The organism is Microvirga subterranea (assembly GCF_003350535.1).
In the GTDB taxonomy this organism is placed as follows: Bacteria; Pseudomonadota; Alphaproteobacteria; order Rhizobiales; family Beijerinckiaceae; genus Microvirga; species Microvirga subterranea.
This window is the reverse complement of record NZ_QQBB01000001.1, coordinates 276,074-296,628: the sequence shown is the minus strand read 5'-3', so window position 1 is coordinate 296,628 and position 20,555 is coordinate 276,074. Positions and strand designations below refer to the sequence as shown.

Below are 20,555 nucleotides of genomic sequence, written 5' to 3'. Positions count from 1 at the left end.
ACTTGGTGGAGCTGAGGGGATTCGAACCCCTGACCTCTGCAGTGCGATTGCAGCGCTCTCCCATCTGAGCTACAGCCCCGGCCGGTTGTACGCGACCAAGCGGCGGTAGCCGAAACAGCAAGAAAACCAATCTGTTACACTCGCCAAGCTATCAGCTTTGCAGCGTGGCACAAGTGGGTTGAACGCCTGTTCTGAAGCCAGATGTCCATTCATTCTGTCACATTTAGTGTGACAGTTGCTGTGACAAACTGGAACCACCCCACCGGGGGGTGAACGGCCGAACGTATATTGAGCGATAGGCTCACAGATTTTTGCAACAAAACTTCGAACCTAGTTTCCGGCGCTAGGACGCCGCTCCTTTCATGACCTGTAATCATACTTGATTTGAACTGCTGAACGGGTGGGCCGAGACTGAAAACGGCTGGGGGAGATCGCTCATCCTCCTCAAACTCGGGGGTTCCTTACGGGGGCCTCTTTTCTTTTGGCTAAGCCGTCGCCGCTGTATGGTTCCTTCCCTGCAATGTTGAGGTGACAACGTAAGCGGTTCTAATGACGTTGCTGAACACTCATACCAAGCCACTGACTACCTCGCCCGAAAAGCTAAGGATAGCTTCAGGAGCATTGTCGGCTTTTTGTCAGCTCTGAGGGGGAGGCGGTGAAGTTTGGCTCACAAGCAATGCTGTGATCATTCAGATCATCTTAAAGCGCGTGTTTAACCGTTCATGCTGACACGACCTAAACAACAACGTCATAGTCGGTAAATACGTAAGCCATTATGCCATCAGGCCTTCACAGACTTATTTTTATTCGTCAGTCTCTTCGTCGTCCGGGACTTCCCTAGGTGTGCTTAGACCTAGCGAGCGATCAATTTGACCCTTAGATATTGTAAGAAGCTTTGTGTCGCCTTTCTTCTCAGCAGCATCAAAAGTAGCTGAAAGGGCAACATAAAGCTGACCGCCAAAGTCGTGATTAATTTTAGTTACTTTGATTTTTGAGCCCTTTTTGTCGTACTCTACGGCGTTATGAGCGCGGTAAATTGCTATGCAGCCAGCTAAATAGTTATTCAACTTTTCGTCATCTAGAAGTGAAAAGATGTCTACTTCTACATCTAGTTCCAGGGATTTGTTAATAGCATACCACGCGACCACTCCCCCTACTGTGCAGCGCCGGAGATACTTCTTTGCGTCTTCCAGTTGATCTCCGTCGGGAGCGGTTTTGTCGGCTTCATCCTCCTTCGGCAGGCGGGATGTTGCGAAGGCATCTATTGCACTATGGGTCCGATCTACTTTGCCCGAGATTTCGTCAAGACGGGAAGGAATTTCTTGAACTTGCTTTCTTAACTCATTGGCAGTGAACCGGATTTGATTTGATGCTGAGTGGGTTTGATCCGCCGCGCCTTGTATGGCGGTTAAAACGGCGGCTGAGCTATTGTTTGCGACAAGGGTCTGAATAATCGCAATGATTGCTAGTATAAGAGAGGAAAATGTTAATGCAAAAGAAAGCACATTATAAATGTCATCTTTCTTGCTTAGGTCATTGCTTAAGAGGGTGATAATAATGGTAACGCAGATGCCGAGCCAGTAGAACAGGTGAACCCGCTTTATACGCATTGTGAGAGGCAACTTTAGTTGGAGGGCATCTTCGGTCTTGGAGGATGTAAATATGCCTATGATTGTCAAGTGCTAAGGGCTGCATCAATAGGCAGCATGGGTGGCAGGCTGACATATGCACAGTGTATTTCAGTCGCCAGTTGTCCTGCGGAAGTGTCTGTGCAGCCCCTTTTCGGCCTCAGGTTGGTGATATATGTCTAGGGGAGACTTGCAAGCAGACCAATCGCGTTGCCTCGGTATGCTCATCACATTTAAACTCTGTGGCGCCTGTCTCGCATCTTCATAAAATACCCTGACAAACTCAGGTCAGCGTACCCTCTCAGTTGCTGCGTTTAGCTTCCGAGAGGGTGAGTGTTAAGCGTTAGGCGAGCCGCTATCTTACCCTTCCAACAAACCCAACCGCCATAGCCGCCATCTGAGCCTCAGTGTTAGCTAGCCCATCAACCCGCTCGTTCTGCTCATGTCCGGCATGACCCTTGACCCATTGCCAAGTGATCTTGCGACCGCTGATTAGCCCATCCAGTTGCATCCAGAGGTCTTGGTTCAACACAGGCTTACCATCAGCCTTACGCCAGCCCTTAGCCTTCCAGCCGCGAAGCCATTGAGTAGCACCCTTGATGACATACTGGCTGTCGCTGTGAATGATGATCGGGAGGGAATGAGGAACAGCCTCAAGCGCCTTGATAGCTGCGGTCATCTCCATCTTGTTGTTCGTGGTTGAAGGGTCACGCCCGACGATAATCTGCTCCTCTCCGGCAATAGTGAGTACGGCGGCGTAACCGCCAGGGCCAGGATTTCCGAGACAGGCTCCATCCGTATAGACAATGGCCTGCTCATTCTGATGAATGGTCATTTGCAATCTCTTTTCGTTGATGAGTTTCGGTTGGAGAATGGCTCTGAATTGGATAGCCGATCCTCCTTCCAGAATTGTGAATCCTGCTCAGCCTGAAGATGCCTGAGTCTTCATGAACTCGCGTTGCTTCTTGCGAAGGATCGCATAGCGGCTGACGAGCGGTCGCTCTACTCCTAGGAGGCTTGCAATCTGTTGTAGCGTCAAGTCCGCATAATGGTCCAAGAGCCAACAAACCTCTTGCTGTGTCTCCATATCGGTAGACCGTCTCGCGTTAAACGCCTGTAAAGCGGCCTCAGCGGATTGAACGAGAGGATCACTCATTCGGTCGTGTTCAAGGTCAGTAACAGTCTGACTCCAAACAGATGCAATCTGCTTCTGACCCTCAGGGCTAATCACATCAAAGGGCCACTGTGACCGCTTAGATTTTTCGATGCGCTTTCCAAGCCCCTGTTGCACGGCATGGGGAGTCAGGCGGTAGCGCCCATGTTGTCCTTCACTCTGAAGAAGGCCCATGTGGTGAAGGATTGAGCGTACCTTTTTGCTTCCTACGCCATACTGCTCACCAAGCTCTGTGACGGTGATCCAGTGTCCTAGGCTAACTTCCTTCAACTCTCCTGTAGTGCGGTCTAATATTTCTGTCGTGTAGTGCATTGTGTCGATAACGAAAAACAAAACCCGCCGAGGGTGATCCTGACGGGCTGGTGAAAGGTGACTTATTTTGACCAGTTACGGTCATGGGTAATATATTCAGATAGAGGTACGTTGAGACACGTTCATATCCTCTGGGTTTGAGTAGGATTGACCTAAGGTCAAACCCTGGTTTGGCAGAAACAGACCACCTACTAGTGATCAGTCTGTTTGTTGGTGATGTGGCTGAGGATAAGGTTGAACAGGTTTGAGCCGGTATTCTGCCGTATGACTTTCACCTAGCCGGACGACCAGAAGAGCCGCCCAGCAGGTTCTGTCCTTCTGACGTAGGGGGTAATGCGCTGACTTAGCGTCTGGATCAGTCAGTGCCTCATTCACACTCAATGAGGTGTTCAGGTTTTGGTTTTGCTAACGGTGGCAGTAATTGGTTGGTCTGGTCAGCAAGAGCAGTCACGGAGTCCCAATCCTGTTTAACGCTCCTATTGGTAGCTCCAATAAGAAAGTCTAGTGACAGGCCCTATGTTGCCGGTGGAGCGAGTAGCCCGGCCTTTACTTTGCTTACGGTCGAAGAATTATCTGACTTAGCGATCGGATCAGTCTTAGCCTCACCCCCCAATGAGGCGGGTCAGGTTCTGGTCCTGCTTACGGTGCGGGTAATTGGTTTGTTCAGCCAGCAGGAGCAGTCACAGAGTGCCAATCCTGTTTAGCCCTTCTGTTGGTGGCACTAATGCCCATGTCTGGCAGAAGGCCCTGTGTCACCAAATGAGCAACAGTGGGTTAGCCGGTATTTGCTAACGGTAGGAGGAATACCCAACCCACCGTGTTTCGACGGCTCCACACAGTTTGGTCTTCTAATTTGCATATGGGCGGTAGAATAGCGGAGGCTCAGCCGTAAGGAAGAGTCATAAGCTTAGCTATTACCAGAGTGCTGAATTATCTTTTCTCTACGATCACCCTGCTGATGCAGAGATACATTGTTAACCAATATGTGCTTAGCTTTAACTACCACCGGCGTACCAGATGCCTCACGGCGTCCAACGATATGAGCCTTCTTGAAGTCGGCTCTAATGCTCCTCTGCGTGTCTAGGATTCCCAATCAGTACTGGCCGGGAGGCCCGAACTATGCGAGTTGCGTTCACTACAGGTGGTCTTCTAGCCGGAGCAGCCGTTATCGTGGCGCTGTGGTTCTACAATCCGGGGTTCGCCCTTCTCTGTATCCCGATGGTCGCAAGCGTACTGACTGCGCTGGCACTGATGTTTTCCCATCCCGTCCCAAGTCGGAGACATCGCCTCAGGTGAGTGGGTCAGGTAGACGTCCTCAGTTCATGTTTCCGCTGTGAGTGCTAAGCCGGGTTCAACAACGGCTTCCCGCACTCTGCCTCACCACGTTGTAACCGGCTCTCAAGCTGGCGAGCCTCGGCTCCGCTCCCCGTTTCAACCCACTGGAAGACGAGGTTGGCCCTGATGTAGTAGCGGGTAGCGCCATCCAGTGGGAGCGACCCGTCAGCAATCTCAGATATGCGGTTGTGCAGGGTAGGGAGGACGAGCCCCTACCCATACGAGGGTATGTCGCCATCAACGCCCTAGGAGATAGGCTGAAATATTTTTGCGCAATTTTCGAAGGGTCCGACCTAAGTCAGCGAGAGTAACATCATACAGGCCAATCTTGATACGCGGCTCGTTTCTCCGCGATGTTGCTCGCCCTGTAGCTAAACCTAATTATTAGTACGCAAGCTACCATAGTAAGCCTATCAAAACCCTTAGGTTTATGATCGTCTGGAAGTTCATTAACTGCTAAAGTGAAATTATTGCAAAGATCAACTATCTTATTAGTATAACGATCAACCCTTAAATTATGAGCAAACTCGTTCCTGATTTTCCTGATTATCTCGCAAGATTTATGTTCCTCATGAGAAATTAGCCCTAATGTATAGGCTAAGCTTGATCGGGCCGAGAATGTTGCCAGTGGACCGCGCGGGTCATCAATGAGGCTCTTTGCAACCGCTCCTTCTATAAGATGAGCGCTCAGCATAGCTCCTAGCTGATCCTCTATTACACTTGAAGCAATTAGGACCTGCCCTCTTGGGCTCTCATTTCTTAGCTCTTTCACATAAGCGTAATAGCTAGCTAGGTGAGGCTGCTCGGCCTGCATTTTATCTAAATCTACAACGTCAAAACCTAAGTCATTGTCGCCATGTTGGTTTTTCATACTGAATGACCCAGCCATACCCTGAGATATAGAGTTTGCTCCCTTTGTGCTCGCTAGAGACCTTCGGCGTAACCACTCCTGCCTCAAACTAGCAGAGACTACCGTACGCACTGCCCACAATTTGTGACGTGCTCAAACAATGGGCTAAAGATCAATTGGATCGCTCCCATCCTGTTCAGGAGCGGGAAGCTGTTTCCTTGGTCCTTCAATCTGCGGCTTACGCTCTGGTGATGGAAGGGCTTCATTTTCCTCTTTAGCCTTGCCAAGCCAATTGAATAGTGGGTCAAGTAGATCGCGCACTGGCTTAAGATTGTCTGCTACTTTGCCTGCTGTTGAAGATACTTCTAACATGAGGGACATCAAGGCATCGAGCTTTGTGAGATTCTGGTCTACATCAGCAGCAAAGGCGTTCAGCTTCTTAAAGAGCGACTCGCGCTTTCTCTCTGGTATATCAACGCTTTCTAATAGGGACCTAATCTTCTCAATATGAAACCGGACCTTTTCCTTGTGGCTTGGATTGAGTGAGAGGACTGTTACGATACCAGACTTAGCAGCCTTTGCTTTCTCAAGACGCAATCGCAAAGTTTCATTTTGGATGTAATCGCGGAAGTCGTGGAAATATATTTTAAAAGCACTGTCGTCACGAGGCATGTCATAGAAACGGAAAAGCAATCTTAGTTCGTGGGTCTGCTCAAATATGATTAAAGATTGAACATAACGACGCTCCCAATACCAACCATTGGGGGATTGCTCAATCTCAAGTTGGGTATACTTCCACAGTAATCGTTCGTACTGTATAAAAGCTTCAACTGGGTCGCTTGGAAGGTTATGCAACTCTTCGTCAGTCAGCATCGCAAGTTAGCCGTGTCTAAGATGGAAAAGACAAAGGAGTCATTGTGCGCTGTCGCTGATTGACGAGCCAGTCCCGCCCACTCGGTATCCACAGCACGGTTAGTGCAGGTACAAAATGGGCTACAAACTCAGACTTGCAAGGCGGCTTTGCTCTGGCTAGCCTTGATGACCTTAAGCTTTGGCTTTGTTGCTCTTTTTCAGCTTTAAGCCGTACCGCCTGAAAGGTGATGGTGCCCTAGCCGGCACCAAGCGGCGGTGGTTGGGGTGTTGTACTCGGAACTCCGCCCACAGAGTCGTACGGCTCAAAAGAAGCCCCACCAAGGTAATGTACCTGATGGGGCGTATGAGAGTTCAGGGAGGGAATAACCCCACCTAAACAAGATGGGTTAGCGAGGCTGTGCCGAGGCGCACCTTAGGCGAGTACCTTCGCCAACTTCTCAGCCACTTTCTCCGGCCGCAGGTGCGTGTATCGGCTCAACATGCGTGGATCGCGATGACCACTGATTAAAGCTACCTCAGGCACGGTCAGGCCATACTCAAAGAAGCGGGACACAGCCTCATGCCTGAGGTCATGCAGCCGTAAGTTCTCAAGTCCAGCTCTCTTCCTCAGCCTTTCCCACGCAAGGCGCACAGCATTTGGCGTTACGGGGAATACCAGCTCGTCATTCCTCTCTAACGAGTCCAATATCTCAACCGCCTTAGGGGTAAGCGGGATTGTGCGAGGATGCCCGTTCTTAGTCTTAAGGATGCGGATGGTTGGAGCAGTCATATCAACGTCCTTCCATCGGACTGAGAGGAGTTCACCCCGTCGCATCCCGGTCTCTATAGCGAGGGATATGAGGGGACGGAGATACCAAGCTGAACCTGCGGCGGCTGATGCAAGGCGGTTATCCTCATCATCCTCCAAACGCCGTTCTCGCGGCCTCTGGGCATCGGGTATTGCGATTTGCTGAACCGGATTAGCGGTGATCGGAACTCCCCACTCTCGCCTCGCAACCTCTAAGCAATGCTGGATTATCGCAAGCTCACGTCTCACTGTTCCTGGTTGAACGAGCTTGAGACGATCATCTCGGTATTGGGCGACTGCAGCAGGAGTAAGCTTATCCATTCCTGTTTCGGCTAAGCCGTGACGCAAAAGGTTCCTAATCCGGTATCGCTCTGGTTCTGCACCACGCTTGGATTGAGTAACTGTCTCGCAATAGCGGCGCAGTAGGTCGCCTACTGTTACGCCCCTAAGCCCTCGGGCTGTGGTCGGTAACTCTGCACGATCTATTGAACGCTCTTTATCCCTAGCCCACGCCGCCGCGTCAGCTTTAGTTTTGAAGGATTTAGAAAGAGGTGGGTAGCCTTCTCGCCGGACTTGAGCTTGCCAGGATGAGCCGCGCTTGCGGATGGTCGCCATGTTCATTTTCCGTCTAGCTGTGACAATGCTGTGACGGATTGGCTTATCTGGCTGTCGGGATTACCTTGGCGTCAGAGCTGAAACATAAAGCTTTTCAGCACTTTGACGCTTGGTGGAGCTGAGGGGATTCGAACCCCTGACCTCTGCAGTGCGATTGCAGCGCTCTCCCATCTGAGCTACAGCCCCGGCCGGTTGTACGCGACCAAGCGGCGGCGTTTTAGGCCTGAGGGCTCGGGTCTGTCAATCGGAATGCGCTTTGGCCGCCATTCTTTTCCAAGCGGGACGGTTCGGCCTCTCTGGCGGGTTGTTCGAAACTGCCGGGAACGCTACATGAGCACGGTCCGCTCCTGACAGGTTTCCCATGCGCGCTCTGCTCGAAGTCATCCTGCTGGCCCTACAGCTCTATGTCTACCTGATCGTCGCCTCGGCGATCCTGAGCTGGCTGGTCGCCTTCAACGTCGTCAACACCCGCAACGATTTCGTCCGCTCGATCTGGTCCTTCCTGGATGCGGTGACGGAACCCGTCCTGCGGCCGATCCGCCGGCTCCTGCCCAATCTCGGCGGCGTCGATATCTCGCCGATCATCCTGATTTTGCTCATCATCTTCATCCAGAAACTGATCGTGGACTATCTCCTGCCGGTCGCCTTCTAAGGGCGGGCGCCGTGCCCTGGAGGGCGCGCCCCGACGGTCTGGAACTGCGGGTTCGCGTCACACCGCGCGGCGGGCGGGATGCCATCGACGGGGTCGATACCCTGTCGGACGGAAAGCGGGTCCTGAAGGTTCGGGTAAGGGTCGCACCGGAGGACGGGGCGGCCAACGAGGGCGTCCGGCGCCTCCTGGCCAAGGCCCTGCGGGTGCCGGCCTCGGCCGTGACCCTGGAGGCCGGCGCCACGGCCCGGCTGAAGACGTTTTTCATCGCGGGCGACGCCCAGGCCCTCTCCGGCCTGCTCGCCCATTTGACGGGACAGGATTCATGAGCGCCACCATCATCGACGGAAAAGCCTATGCGGCTGGCCTGCGGACGCGGATCGCCGAGGCGGTGGCCGACATGGCCCGTCAGGGTGCGACGCCGGGGCTCGCCGTCGTGATCGTCGGCGAGGATCCGGCCAGCCAGATCTACGTCAAGAACAAGGCGCGTCAGACGGTCGAGGTGGGCATGCGCTCCTTCGAGCACGTGCTGCCGGCCTCCACCAGCGAGGCGGAGCTCTTGGGCCTCGTGGCGCAGCTCAATGCCGATCCGGCGGTGGACGGGATCCTGGTCCAGCTGCCCCTGCCGAAGCAGATCGACGCCCAGAAGGTGATCGAGGCCATCGACCCGGCCAAGGACGTGGATGGCTTCCACCCGGTCAATGCCGGCAAGCTGATGACCGGCGTGCCAGGCTTCGTCTCCTGCACGCCGCTGGGCTGCCTGCTGCTGATCCAGTCGGTCCGCAAGGACATCGCCGGGCTCGACGCGGTGGTGATCGGGCGCTCCAACATCGTCGGCAAGCCGATGGCCCAGCTCCTGATCGGCCAGAGCTGCACCGTCACCGTCGCCCATTCCAAGACCAGGGACCTCCCGGAGGTCTGCCGGCGCGCCGACATCCTCGTGGCGGCAGTCGGCCGGCCCGAGATGGTCCGGGGCGATTGGGTGAAGCCTGGCGCCATCGTGATCGACGTCGGCATCAACCGGGTGCCGAACCTGGCGGCAGGCGAGGGCAAGACCCGGGTCGTGGGCGATGTGGCCTATGCAGAGGCGGCCGAGCGGGCCTCCGCCATCACGCCGGTTCCCGGCGGCGTCGGCCCAATGACGATCGCGTGCCTCCTGCGCAACACCCTCCAGGCGGCCTGCATCCGGCGCGGCCTGCCGATGCCGGCGGTGGACTTCGCCCCGGCTGCCTGATCACGCTCCCTTCCGCAAGTGCTCCACCAGCTGCCGGGCGGACGGCGGCAAGTCCTTGAGCGACCGGATGCAGAGCGTCAGGTCGCGGGCGGCCCAGGCATCGTCCAGTTCGACCGTGGCGATGGCCATGGTCCGGCCGGCCCGCTGCGCGGTCGTCTGCGGCACGATGCCGAGGCCCACGCCCGCCTCCACCATGCGGCACACGGCGTCGAAGCTGCGCAACTGCACCCGCAGGCGCAAAGGACGTCCGATGCGCGCCGCCTTGCCGGCCAGGAACCGCTGCAGGGCGCTCGCCCGGTCGAGGCCGACGAAATCGTGGTCCAGCACCTCCGCGAAGGCGACGGACGCCCTCCCGGCCAAGGGATGGGTCTTCGGTGTCGCCAGGACGAAGCGGTCGCTGCGGAACGGATAGGTCTCGAGGCGCCCGGTATCGACGGTGCCGGCCACGATGCCGAGGTCGCCCACGCCCTCCGCGATCAGCCCGACGATCTCGTCGCTGAGGCGCTCCTCCAGGTCGATGCTGACCTGGGGGTGCTCGGCCAGGAAGGCGCCGAGCGCCTCCGGCAGGAACTCGGTCAGCGCGTTGGTGTTGGACAGGATGCGGATCTGCCCGGCGAGCCCGCCCGTGTAGGTGCCCAGGTCCTCGCGCAGACGGTCGGCTTGGGCCAGGAGCGTGCGGGCGTGCTGGAGCAGGGTCCGTCCGGCGGGCGTCGGCGCCACGCCTTGGCGATTGCGCAGGAGGAGGGGAGCCCCGAGGGATTTCTCCATGTTGCGGATGCGGGTGCTGGCCGCCGCCAGGGCCAGATGGGCCCGCTCCGCCCCGTGGGTGATGCTGCCGGCTTCCACCACATGGCGGAAGAGACTGAGGTCCGTGAGGTCGAACTGCATGGGCTTCCTTCGTCTTTCGCGAAGGTAGGTGAGAATAATTACAAATTGTGCACCACGCGAGCATAAAGCACACTTCGCGGCTGACGAAGTGTGCCCCGTGTATCGGATGATCGCGGAAGGCGCATTGCGGTGTTGCCGCGCTTCAGATACGAACCATTCCAAACTAGGCGCGACCCGCGTCCCGATCAGGAGCGAACCTCATGGCTGAGGCGAAAGTGGCCCCGAGGCCCTTATCCCCGCATCTTCAGATTTACCGCGTGACCTGGACCATGGCCATGTCCGTGTTCCACCGCGCGACCGGCATCGCGCTCTATGCCGGCATCGCCCTCCTGGCGATCTGGCTCGTGGCCCTGGCCGCCGGTCCCTCCGCCTTCGAGAGCGTGCAGTGGTTCTTCGGCTCGCCGCTCGGGATCCTGATCCTGTTCGGCTACACCTGGGTGCTCATGCACCACATGCTGGGCGGCATCCGCCACCTGGTGTGGGACTTCGGCCACGGCATGGAGCCCGGCCAGCGCATGAACATGGCCCGCTTCACCCTCATCGGCTCGATCGCGCTCACCGTGCTGATCTGGCTCATCGCCTTCATCGCTTTCTAAGGAGACCGGACCATGGCCGACAACAGGGCTGACACCCGCGTTTCCATGCGCACTCCGCTCGCCCGCGTGAAGGGCCTCGGCGCCTCCGGGCACGGGGTGGAGCATTGGTGGATCCACCGCGTCACCGCGGTGTCGAACATTCCGCTGATCGTGTCCTTCGTGATCATCGTGGCGGCGCTCGCCGGCAGCGACTATGCGCAGGCGATCAACATCATCTCCCATCCGTTCGTGGCGATCATCCTGATCCTCGCGGTGATCTCGGTCACGAACCACATGCGCCTCGGCATGCAGATCGTCATCGAGGACTACGTCCACGACAAGGGCTACAAGATCGCCGCCGTCATCGCCAACAACTTCTACGCCGTGATCATCGCGGTCGCATGCCTCTATGCGATCCTGAAGGTCAGCCTCGGCCGCATCCTCGTGTAAGGAACAGATCCATGGCTCAAGGAACGAACGGCGCCGCCATCAACGGCAAGGCCTACAACATCGTCGACCATACCTTCGACGTGGTGGTGGTCGGCGCCGGCGGCGCGGGCCTGCGCGCCACCGTCGGCTGCTCCCAGGCCGGCCTTCGCACCGCCTGCATCACGAAGGTTTTCCCGACCCGCTCGCACACCGTCGCCGCCCAGGGCGGCATCTCGGCCTCGCTCGGCAACATGGGTCCCGACGACTGGCGCTGGCACATGTACGACACCGTAAAGGGGTCGGACTGGCTCGGCGACCAGGACGCCATCGAGTATCTCTGCCGCAACGCGCCGGCCGCCGTCTACGAGCTGGAGCACTGGGGCGTGCCCTTCTCCCGCACGGAAGAGGGCAAGATCTACCAGCGCCCCTTCGGCGGCATGACCACCGATTACGGCAAGGGCACCGCCCAGCGCACCTGCGCGGCGGCCGACCGCACCGGTCACGCGATCCTGCACACGCTCTACGGGCAGGCGGTCCGCAATCAGACCAACTTCTTCATCGAGTATTTCGCCCTCGATCTGATGATGGACAGCGACGGCCGCTGCATCGGCGTCGTCGCCCTCGACCAGTCGACCGGCGAGATCCATCGCTTCCGCGCCCACATGACCATCCTGGCCACGGGCGGCTACGGACGGGCCTACTTCTCGGCCACCTCCGCCCATACCTGCACCGGCGACGGCAACGCCATGGTGCTGCGCGCCGGCCTGCCGCTGCAGGACATGGAGTTCGTACAGTTCCACCCGACCGGCATCTACGGCGCCGGCTGCCTCATCACGGAAGGCGCGCGGGGCGAGGGCGGATACCTCACGAACTCCGAGGGCGAGCGCTTCATGGAGCGCTATGCGCCCTCCGCGAAGGACCTCGCGTCCCGCGACGTGGTCTCCCGCGCCATGACCATGGAGATCCGCGCCGGCCGCGGCGTGGGCAAGAACAAGGACCACATCTACCTCCACCTCGACCACCTCGACCCGAAGATCCTGCACGAGCGCCTGCCGGGCATCTCGGAGAGCGCGAAGATCTTCGCGGGCGTCGACGTGACCAAGGAGCCGATCCCGGTCCTGCCGACCGTCCACTACAACATGGGCGGCATCCCGACGAACTATCACGGCGAGGTTCTCACCCTGAAGAACGGCAACCCGGACACGGTGGTGCCGGGCCTGATGGCTCTGGGCGAGGCAGCGTGCGTGTCCGTGCACGGCGCGAACCGCCTCGGCTCGAACTCGCTCATCGACCTCGTGGTGTTCGGCCGCGCGGCCGGCCTGCGCTGCGCCGAAGTTCTGGAGCCGAACGCTCGCCACGCGGACCTGCCGAAGAGCGCCGACGAGCTCGCGCTGTCGCGCCTCGACAAATTCCGCTACGCCAACGGCTCGACGCCCACCGCCGAGCTGCGCCTCCAGATGCAGAAGACCATGCAGAACAACTGCGCGGTGTTCCGCACCGGCGAGGTGCTGGCCGAGGGCCAGAAGCTCATCCATCAGGTCTGGAACGGCGCCGCCGACATCAAGGTCACGGACCGCTCGCTGATCTGGAACACGGACCTCCTCGAGACGCTCGAGTTCGACAACCTGATCGGACAGGCGGTCGTCACCATGGAGGGTGCGCTCAACCGTCAGGAATCCCGCGGCGCCCATGCCCGCGAGGACTTCTCCGAGCGCGACGACAAGAACTGGATGAAGCACACCCTCGCGTGGCTCGACGACACCTCCCACAAGGTGACGCTCGATTACCGTCCCGTGCACACCTACACCATGTCGAACGACATCCAGTACATCGAGCCCAAGGCTCGCGTGTACTAAGGAAGAACGTCAAATGGCTCAGTTCACGTTACCCAAGAACTCCAAGTACACCGAAGGCAAGGCGTGGCCGAAGCCGTCGGGGGCGAGCAACGTCAAGGAATTCCGCATCTATCGCTGGAATCCGGACGACGGCGCCAATCCGCGCATCGACACCTACTATGTCGACCGGGACGATTGCGGCCCGATGGTCCTCGATGCGCTCATCTGGATCAAGAACAACGTCGACTCGACCCTGACCTTCCGCCGGTCCTGCCGCGAAGGCATCTGCGGTTCCTGCGCCATGAACATCATGGGGCAGAACACGCTCGCCTGCACCCTCGGCATGGACGACTGCGACGGCGATACGATCAAGATCTATCCGCTGCCGCACATGCCGGTGCTGAAGGATCTGGTGCCGGACCTGACGAGCTTCTTCGCCCAGCACGCCTCCATCGAGCCCTGGCTGCAGACGCAGACGGCGGAGCCCGAGACGGAGTGGCGGCAGACCCCGGAGGAGCGCTCCAAGCTCGACGGCCTCTACGAGTGCATTCTCTGCGCCTGCTGCACCACGTCCTGCCCGAGCTACTGGTGGAACGGCGACCGGTTCTTGGGTCCCGCGGCGCTGCTCCAGGCCTATCGCTGGCTCATCGATTCCCGCGACGAGTCCACCGGAGAACGCCTGGACAACCTGCACGATCCGTTCCGGCTCTATCGCTGCCATACGATCATGAACTGCGCCAACACCTGCCCGAAGGGCCTGAACCCGGCGAAGGCCATCGCCGAAATCAAGAAGATGATGATCGCCCGAGTCGTATAAGGCGAAGGTCGGCCTAGCTGACCAATATTGCAATATTGTATCTCTCCGGATATGGGCGAACGGTCTATGTCCGGAGATCTTCATGCATATCGTGGCCGCAATCCTGTCGATCCTAGGCGCTGCCGCTTTCTGGTTCTACCGTATGCGCGCCGCCGGACAGGCCCTCTCCGAGGTCGGAGATGCCGCCCAGCACCTTCGCGGCGCTTACCGCCGCAAACGCTTCCGCAACAAGGCCGAAAGCTCTCCGGTCGCGGCCGTTGACGATCCCGCGGCGGCCGCCACGGCCTTCCTGATTTCCCTCGCGGCCTCCCGGGGATCGCTCACGCCGGACGCCGAGGCCGCCATCAAGGCCCAGATGGAAAGCGTCATGGCGGTGCCCAATGTCGAGGATGTGTTCGTCTTCGCCCGGTGGGTCGCCGATCATGTTCATGACCCGGGCGACCTTTCGCTCCGCTTCTCGAAGCTCTGGATCGGCCATCTGCAGCCCGCAGAACGGGCGGATCTCTACGACATGGCGTCCCGGATCGCCGCGGTGGATGGCGAGCCTACGGACCTTCAGATCGGCTGCCTGCGCGCGCTCCATGTGCGGCTCGGCTTGACTCGGCCGTGACTGTTGCCATTTCACGGTTCCCTGTTAGGACAGCGGACCTGAGGATTGGGTCCGCAAGGAAAGAGGATCAGATGAGTCGTCACGTTCTTGCCGTCGCTGCCACCCTGTGCACCGTCCTGGCGCTCGGCGCATGCTCCTCAGCCAGGCTTGGAGGCTTCGGCTCCTCTCCCGTCCGCAGCGCCGCCGCCGCCCCTGCACCGCTGGCGCAGGAACCCGTGGAGGCCGTTCCGTCCGGGCCCGTGACCTCGTCGCCGCTGCCGCCCATCGACGGCCAGCCCCTGCCGCCCGTCGCCGGGGCGCCAGGCTCCCCCTCCGGAACCGAAGTCGCCGGCCTGCCACCCGCCGCCGCACCCGCGCCGGCTCCGGCCGCGACGAGCCGCACCGCCATGGTCGGAAACTGGACCGCGCGCGACGCATCCGGCGGCACCTGCCGGGTGCAGCTCTCCAGCACCCCGGCGCTCGACCTCTATCGGGCCTCGGCCTCCGGCTGCTCCAACCAGGACCTCTCGCGCGTCAACGCCTGGGACTATCGCGACGGGGAGGTCTACCTCTACCAGACCGGCGGCTCCGTGGCGGCGCGCCTGCGCGGTTCGTCCGGCTCGCTCAACGGCGTGCTCGCCAAGTCCGGCGCGCCTCTTTCCATGGGACGATAAGGCGTTTGCGCTGAAGCGATGGCCGCAGTATCGGTCGTCCCGTGAACGACATTCATCCCTCATCCCCGCGCTCCATCACGGCCCGTTATGATGCTCTCGTAGCGGCGGGCGCCATCGAGCGGGATCCCGCGCAGGTCGCGCTCCTGCGGCACCTGGAAGCTCTTGCCGAAAGCCTCGGCGAGCTGCGCCTCGCCCGCAAGACCAGCGCCCTCGGATGGATCTTCGGCAAGCGCAAGAGCCCGGCGCCCCCGAAGGGCCTCTATGTCTGGGGTTCCGTCGGTCGCGGCAAGACCATGCTGATGGACCTGTTCTTCGAGGCGCTGCCGGTCAGGCGCAAGCGCCGGGTCCACTTCCATGCCTTCATGTCCGACGTGCACGAGCGGATCCACGCCTGGCGTCAGAAGCTGAAGGCCGGGGAGGTGAGGGGGGACGATCCCATCGCGCCCGTTGCCGAAGCCCTCGCCGGCGAGGCGTGGGTGCTCTGCTTCGACGAGTTCACCGTCACGGACATCGCTGACGCGATGATCCTCGGGCGCCTCTTCACCGCGCTCTTCGCCCACGGAGTCGTGGTAGTCGCCACCTCAAACGTGGAACCCGACCGCCTCTACGAGGGCGGGCTGAACCGCACCCTGTTCCTGCCCTTCATCGGTCTCCTGAAGGAGCGCATGAGCATCGTCCGGCTCGATGCCCGCACCGATTTCCGTCTCGAGAAGCTGGCAGGCAGCCCGGTCTTCTACACCCCGGCCGATGCCCGTTCGCACGAGGCGCTGAGCCAGTCCTTCCGCAGGCTCACGGGCAAGTCTCACGGCGAGCGTGTCACCCTCACCGTCAAGGGCCATCCGGTCGAGGTGCCGCAGGCCGCCGGCGGCGTTGCGCGCTTCACCTTCGCGGATCTCTGCTCGAAGCCGCTCGGGGCCGCCGACTACCTGATGCTCGCCGAGGAGTTCCACACGATCATCCTCGAGGACATCCCGCGCATGAATTTCGACCGCCGCAACGAGGCGAAGCGGTTCATCATGCTCATCGACGCGCTCTACGACGCCCACGTGAAGCTGCTGGCGTCGGCCGAGGCCGAGGCGCCGGAGCTCTACTCGGCCGAGACCGGCCGCGAGGTCTTCGAGTTCGACCGCACTGTCTCGCGCCTCATCGAGATGCGCTCCGAGGAATACCTCGCGCTCCCGCACGGCCGGCCCGATTCCGCCGATTCCGGCCAGTCGACGGGGCTCGTCGAGACATGAAGCGACCCAGGAGTGGCCCGTCCCGGTTCTCGGACAGCGCCGTTCCGCCCGACAGCCGCCTTCTCGCCATCGCGGCCGACCACCTGAAGCGCTTCGGGCCGCGCCAGATCACGGTCGTCGACATCGCCGACGCGGCCGGCATGACGCATGCCAACGTCTACCGCTACTTCCCGTCGAAAGCGGCCCTCATCGACGCAGTCGCCGGGCAATGGCTCAAGCGGCTGGAAACCATCGTCGCCGATATCGCCGACGCACCGGACCCGGCCGACGACAAACTGGAGCGCCTGATCCAGGCCTGGGCGCAGACCCATCGCGACCTGCTGGTCGAGGACCGTCATCTCTTCGACGTCTATTGCGCCGCCACGGAGACCTCGCGGGCTCTCGTCCGCAAGCACCGCACCCGGATGCGGCAGCTGATCGAGCGGGTAGTTGACGAGGGGATAGCGACGGGAAAATTCGAGCCCCGGGACCGGGAGCGCGCCCTCGGCTTTATCAGCGACGCGGCCTACCGGTTCATTAATCCTTTGGCTGTACGTCTCGATGCGGAGGTGCCGAAGGACATCCTCGATCATCGGCTCGGGGTGATGATCAGGGTCGTTCAGCGGGCTCTCGCCAACGGAATTGTGTGACGTAAATTACATTTTTTAGAAAATGTAACATCAAATTTCGAAGTTGGTTGCGATCCCTAACCCGCTGAAAAACCTCACGGAACCGTCCTTGGCAGGATGATAATCCCGGGTCGACGGACGCAGGGTGTTACGCATTAACCTTTTGCTGGCTTGAAGCAGACCCATTTCTGAGTCAAACAGCGGCCACTCGAAAAGGCTCTCGCCTTCCCCCTCAGCAAGGACATATCCATGGCCCGTCATAAGATCGCGCTCATCGGTGCTGGCCAGATCGGCGGTACTCTCGCCCATCTCGCCGGCTTGAAGGAACTCGGCGACGTCGTTCTCTTCGACATCGCGGAAGGCATCCCTCAGGGCAAGGGCCTCGACATCGCCGAGTCCGCCCCGGTGGACGGCTTCGATGCCAAGTACAAGGGCGCGAACGACTATTCGGCCATCGAAGGCGCCGACGTGATCATCGTGACGGCGGGCGTGCCGCGCAAGCCCGGCATGAGCCGCGACGACCTGATCGGCATCAACCTGAAGGTCATGGAAGCGGTCGGCAACGGCATCAAGCAATATGCCCCGAACGCCTTCGTGATCTGCATCACCAACCCGCTCGACGCCATGGTGTGGGCGCTGCAGAAGTTCTCCGGCCTCAAGCCTGAGAAGATCGTCGGCATGGCCGGCGTGCTCGACTCCGCCCGCTTCCGCCACTTCCTGGCCGAAGAGTTCAATGTGTCGGTCAAGGACGTGACCGCCTTCGTGCTCGGCGGCCACGGCGACGACATGGTCCCGCTGGTGCGCTACTCCACGGTCGCGGGCGTCCCGCTGCCCGACCTCGTCAAGATGGGCTGGACCACGCAGGAGAAGCTCGACGCCATGGTCGAGCGCACCCGCAAGGGCGGCGGCGAGATCGTCAACCTGCTCAAGACCGGCTCCGCCTTCTACGCCCCGGCGGCCTCCGCGATCGCGATGGCCGAGAGCTATCTCAAGGACCAGAAGCGCGTCCTCCCCTGCGCGGCCTATCTCTCCGGCCAGTACGGCGTGAACGGCATGTTCGTCGGCGTGCCGATCGTGATCGGCGAGAACGGCGTCGAGCGCATCGTCGAGGTCGAGTTCTCGGCCGACGAGAAGGCGATGTTCGAGAAGTCCGTCGCGTCGGTGCAGGGCCTCATCGACGCCTGCAAGCAGATCAACGCGACCCTGGCGTAAGCCGGAACCAATGGTGGCCGGGCCCATCCCGGCCATCACGCTTATTCAACCGCCACGCCGCTGCGGCGTGGATCCCGGGCGGGATGCCGGGGATGACCCGGAGAGAAACGAATGAACATCCATGAATACCAGGGCAAGGCCCTCCTGAAGGAGTTCGGTCTGCCGGTCTCCCGCGGCAAGGCCATCTTCTCGCCCGACGAGGCGGAGGCTGCCGCAAAGGAGCTGGGCGGCCCGCTTTGGGTCGTAAAGTCCCAGATCCACGCGGGCGGCCGCGGCAAGGGCAAGTTCAAGGAGGCCGAGGCCGGCGAGAAGGGCGGCGTTCGCCTCGCCAAGTCGGTCGACGAGGTGAAGCAGTTCGCGCAGCAGATGCTGGGCCGCACCCTCGTGACCATCCAGACGGGCGAAGCCGGCAAGCAGGTCAACCGCCTGTACATCGAGGACGGTTCGGACATCGAGACCGAGTTCTACCTGTCGATGCTGGTCGACCGCGAGACCGGTCGCATCGCCTATGTGGTCTCGACCGAAGGCGGCATGGACATCGAGCAGGTCGCCCACGACACCCCTGAGAAGATCCTCACCTTCTCGGTCGATCCCGCGACCGGCGTGATGCCCCATCACGGCCGCACGGTCGCGAAGGCGCTGGGCCTGAAAGGTCCGCTCGCGAAGGAAGCCGAGGACCTTGTGACGAAGCTCTACGCGGCCTTCGTCGCCAAGGACATGTCGATGCTCGAGATCAACCCGCTGATCGTCACGAAGGATCAGCACCTCAAGTGCCTCGACGCGAAGATCTCGTTCGACTCGAACGCTCTCTACCGTCACCCTGAGGTGATGGAGCTGCGCGACATCACCGAGGAAGACGAGAAGGAGATCGAGGCGTCCAAGTACGACCTCGCCTACATCGCCCTCGACGGCACCATCGGCTGCATGGTCAACGGCGCCGGCCTCGCCATGGCGACGCTCGACATCATCAAGCTCTACGGCGAGGAGCCGGCGAACTTCCTCGATGTCGGCGGCGGTGCATCCGAGGAGAAGGTCACGGCGGCGTTCAAGATCATCACGGCCGACCCGAACGTGAAGGGCATCCTGGTCAACATCTTCGGCGGCATCATGAAGTGCGACGTCATCGCCCGCGGCGTGATCGCGGCCGTGAAGGCGGTCGGCCTGCAGGTTCCGCTGGTGGTTCGCCTCGAGGGCACGAACGTCGAGGAGGGCAAGCAGATCATCCGCGAGTCCGGCCTCAACGTCATCCCGGCGGACGACCTCGACGACGCCGCCCAGAAGATCGTCAACGCCGTGCGCGGCGGGAAGTAAGGTTTCGAGCTGATGTCCATCCTGATCGACAAGAACACCAAGGTGATCTGCCAGGGCTTCACCGGCAAGAACGGCACCTTCCACTCCGAGCAGGCCATCGCCTACGGCACCAAGATGGTCGGCGGCACGTCGCCCGGCAAAGGCGGCTCCACTCACCTCAACCTGCCCGTCTTCGACACGGTCATGGAAGCGCGCGAGAAGACCGGGGCCGACGCCTCGGTGGTCTACGTGCCGCCTCCGGGCGCTGCCGATGCCATCTGCGAGGCGATCCAGGCCGAGATCCCGCTGATCGTCTGCATCACCGAAGGCATCCCGGTGCTCGACATGGTGCGGGTGAAGCGTGCGCTCGAAGGCTCCAAGTCGCGCCTCATCGGACCGAACTGCCCGGGCATCGTGACGGCCGGTGAATCGAAGATCGGCATCATGCCGGCCAACATCTTCAAGCCCGGCTCCGTCGGCATCGTGTCGCGCTCCGGCACGCTCACCTACGAGGCCGTGTTCCAGACCACCAACGAGGGCCTCGGCCAGACGACGGCGGTCGGCATCGGCGGCGACCCGGTCAAGGGCACCGAGTTCATCGAGATGCTCGACATGTTCCTGTCGGATCCGAAGACCGAGTCGATCGTCATGATCGGCGAGATCGGCGGATCGGCCGAGGAAGAGGCGGCCGAGTTCATCGCCCGCGAGGCCAAGAAGGGCCGCAAGAAGCCGATGGTCGGGTTCATCGCCGGCCGCACGGCTCCTCCCGGACGCCGCATGGGCCATGCCGGCGCCATCATCTCCGGCGGCAAGGGCGGCGCGGAAGACAAGATCGCCGCCATGGAGGCCGCGGGCATCCGCGTGTCCCCGTCCCCGGCTCGCCTCGGCAAGACCCTCGTCGAGGTTCTGAAGGGCCAATAAGCACACGAGGCCGCCCCCTCAA

Annotated in this window: 20 protein-coding genes and 2 tRNA genes; 14 read left to right on the top strand and 8 right to left on the bottom strand. The window is 60.4% G+C overall.

Features of this window, described 5'->3' with window-relative positions; all coding sequences use genetic code 11:
* Positions 1–3 precede the first annotated feature (3 nt).
* The 7 genes from DES45_RS01325 to DES45_RS01300 all read right to left on the bottom strand — a co-directional run bounded on the left by DES45_RS01325 (position 4) and on the right by DES45_RS01300 (position 7,760).
* A tRNA-Ala gene (locus DES45_RS01325) sits at positions 4–79 on the bottom strand.
* Positions 80–803: 724 nt separating this feature from the next.
* The gene (locus DES45_RS24690; protein WP_147282326.1) at positions 804–1,610 is read right to left on the bottom strand and encodes a hypothetical protein; all 807 of its coding nucleotides are present in this window, start codon (positions 1,608–1,610) and stop codon (positions 804–806) included.
* 373 nt (positions 1,611–1,983) lie between these two features.
* Positions 1,984–2,463 carry a ribonuclease HI gene (gene rnhA, locus DES45_RS01320; RefSeq protein ID WP_114768176.1) on the bottom strand — a complete coding sequence of 160 codons (480 nt, stop codon included), beginning with the start codon at positions 2,461–2,463 and terminating at the stop codon, positions 1,984–1,986.
* A 2,299-nt stretch (positions 2,464–4,762) separates the two neighbouring features.
* Entirely contained in the window at positions 4,763–5,320 is a 558-nt protein-coding gene (locus DES45_RS01310; protein WP_170151349.1) for an MltR family transcriptional regulator, read from the bottom strand.
* A gap of 144 nt (positions 5,321–5,464) precedes the next feature.
* Positions 5,465–6,172 (bottom strand): hypothetical protein, encoded by a 708-nt coding sequence (locus tag DES45_RS24685; RefSeq protein ID WP_147282324.1) that lies wholly within the window; start codon positions 6,170–6,172, stop codon positions 5,465–5,467.
* Between the two features lie 412 nt (positions 6,173–6,584).
* The gene (locus DES45_RS01305; RefSeq protein ID WP_114768173.1) at positions 6,585–7,574 is read right to left on the bottom strand and encodes a tyrosine-type recombinase/integrase; all 990 of its coding nucleotides are present in this window, start codon (positions 7,572–7,574) and stop codon (positions 6,585–6,587) included.
* Between the two features lie 110 nt (positions 7,575–7,684).
* Positions 7,685–7,760: transfer RNA gene (locus DES45_RS01300), tRNA-Ala, on the bottom strand.
* A gap of 175 nt (positions 7,761–7,935) precedes the next feature.
* Here DES45_RS01300 and DES45_RS01295 point away from each other — a divergent pair.
* The 3 genes from DES45_RS01295 to folD are packed head-to-tail and all read left to right on the top strand — an operon-like array spanning position 7,936 to position 9,457.
* Complete coding sequence (locus tag DES45_RS01295; RefSeq protein ID WP_114768172.1) at positions 7,936–8,226, top strand: YggT family protein; 291 nt, start codon at positions 7,936–7,938, stop codon at positions 8,224–8,226.
* Positions 8,227–8,237: 11 nt separating this feature from the next.
* Entirely contained in the window at positions 8,238–8,552 is a 315-nt protein-coding gene (locus DES45_RS01290; protein WP_114768171.1) for a DUF167 family protein, read from the top strand.
* Positions 8,549–9,457: a bifunctional methylenetetrahydrofolate dehydrogenase/methenyltetrahydrofolate cyclohydrolase FolD gene (folD, locus tag DES45_RS01285; RefSeq protein WP_114768170.1), complete on the top strand. Its 909-nt coding sequence runs from the start codon at positions 8,549–8,551 to the stop codon at positions 9,455–9,457. The genes DES45_RS01290 and folD overlap by 4 nt, the downstream gene beginning before the upstream one ends.
* Here the strand turns inward: folD and DES45_RS01280 are convergent, their stop codons facing one another.
* Complete coding sequence (locus DES45_RS01280; protein WP_114768169.1) at positions 9,458–10,345, bottom strand: LysR substrate-binding domain-containing protein; 888 nt, start codon at positions 10,343–10,345, stop codon at positions 9,458–9,460.
* A gap of 200 nt (positions 10,346–10,545) precedes the next feature.
* Here DES45_RS01280 and sdhC point away from each other — a divergent pair, with 200 nt between their 5' ends.
* The 11 genes from sdhC (at position 10,546) to sucD (ending at position 20,533) form a co-directional block, all read left to right on the top strand.
* Entirely contained in the window at positions 10,546–10,941 is a 396-nt protein-coding gene (sdhC, locus tag DES45_RS01275) for a succinate dehydrogenase, cytochrome b556 subunit (protein ID WP_114768168.1), read from the top strand.
* Positions 10,942–10,953: 12 nt separating this feature from the next.
* Positions 10,954–11,370 (top strand): succinate dehydrogenase, hydrophobic membrane anchor protein, encoded by a 417-nt coding sequence (gene sdhD / locus DES45_RS01270; RefSeq protein WP_114768167.1) that lies wholly within the window; start codon positions 10,954–10,956, stop codon positions 11,368–11,370.
* 11 nt (positions 11,371–11,381) lie between these two features.
* Positions 11,382–13,205 (top strand): succinate dehydrogenase flavoprotein subunit, encoded by a 1,824-nt coding sequence (gene sdhA / locus DES45_RS01265; RefSeq protein ID WP_114768166.1) that lies wholly within the window; start codon positions 11,382–11,384, stop codon positions 13,203–13,205.
* Positions 13,206–13,218: 13 nt separating this feature from the next.
* Positions 13,219–14,001 (top strand): succinate dehydrogenase iron-sulfur subunit, encoded by a 783-nt coding sequence (locus DES45_RS01260; protein ID WP_114768165.1) that lies wholly within the window; start codon positions 13,219–13,221, stop codon positions 13,999–14,001.
* Positions 14,002–14,083: 82 nt separating this feature from the next.
* Positions 14,084–14,611, top strand: a complete 528-nt coding sequence (locus DES45_RS01255; protein WP_114768164.1) for a hypothetical protein — start codon at positions 14,084–14,086, stop codon at positions 14,609–14,611.
* A 71-nt stretch (positions 14,612–14,682) separates the two neighbouring features.
* A complete protein-coding gene (locus DES45_RS01250) occupies positions 14,683–15,264 on the top strand; it encodes an AprI/Inh family metalloprotease inhibitor (RefSeq protein ID WP_114768163.1) in 582 nt (193 codons plus the stop codon).
* Positions 15,265–15,305: 41 nt separating this feature from the next.
* Positions 15,306–16,502 (top strand): cell division protein ZapE, encoded by a 1,197-nt coding sequence (gene zapE / locus DES45_RS01245; RefSeq protein WP_245429686.1) that lies wholly within the window; start codon positions 15,306–15,308, stop codon positions 16,500–16,502.
* Positions 16,499–17,131: a TetR/AcrR family transcriptional regulator gene (locus DES45_RS01240; RefSeq protein ID WP_114768161.1), complete on the top strand. Its 633-nt coding sequence runs from the start codon at positions 16,499–16,501 to the stop codon at positions 17,129–17,131. Before zapE ends, DES45_RS01240 begins: the two co-directional genes overlap by 4 nt.
* 228 nt (positions 17,132–17,359) lie before the next feature.
* On the top strand, positions 17,360–18,322 hold the full coding sequence (gene mdh, locus DES45_RS01230) for a malate dehydrogenase (RefSeq protein WP_114768159.1): 963 nt from the start codon (positions 17,360–17,362) through the stop codon (positions 18,320–18,322).
* A 111-nt stretch (positions 18,323–18,433) separates the two neighbouring features.
* Positions 18,434–19,633: an ADP-forming succinate--CoA ligase subunit beta gene (sucC, locus tag DES45_RS01225; RefSeq protein ID WP_114768158.1), complete on the top strand. Its 1,200-nt coding sequence runs from the start codon at positions 18,434–18,436 to the stop codon at positions 19,631–19,633.
* Between the two features lie 12 nt (positions 19,634–19,645).
* Positions 19,646–20,533, top strand: a complete 888-nt coding sequence (gene sucD, locus DES45_RS01220; RefSeq protein ID WP_114768157.1) for a succinate--CoA ligase subunit alpha — start codon at positions 19,646–19,648, stop codon at positions 20,531–20,533.
* Positions 20,534–20,555 lie beyond the last annotated feature (22 nt).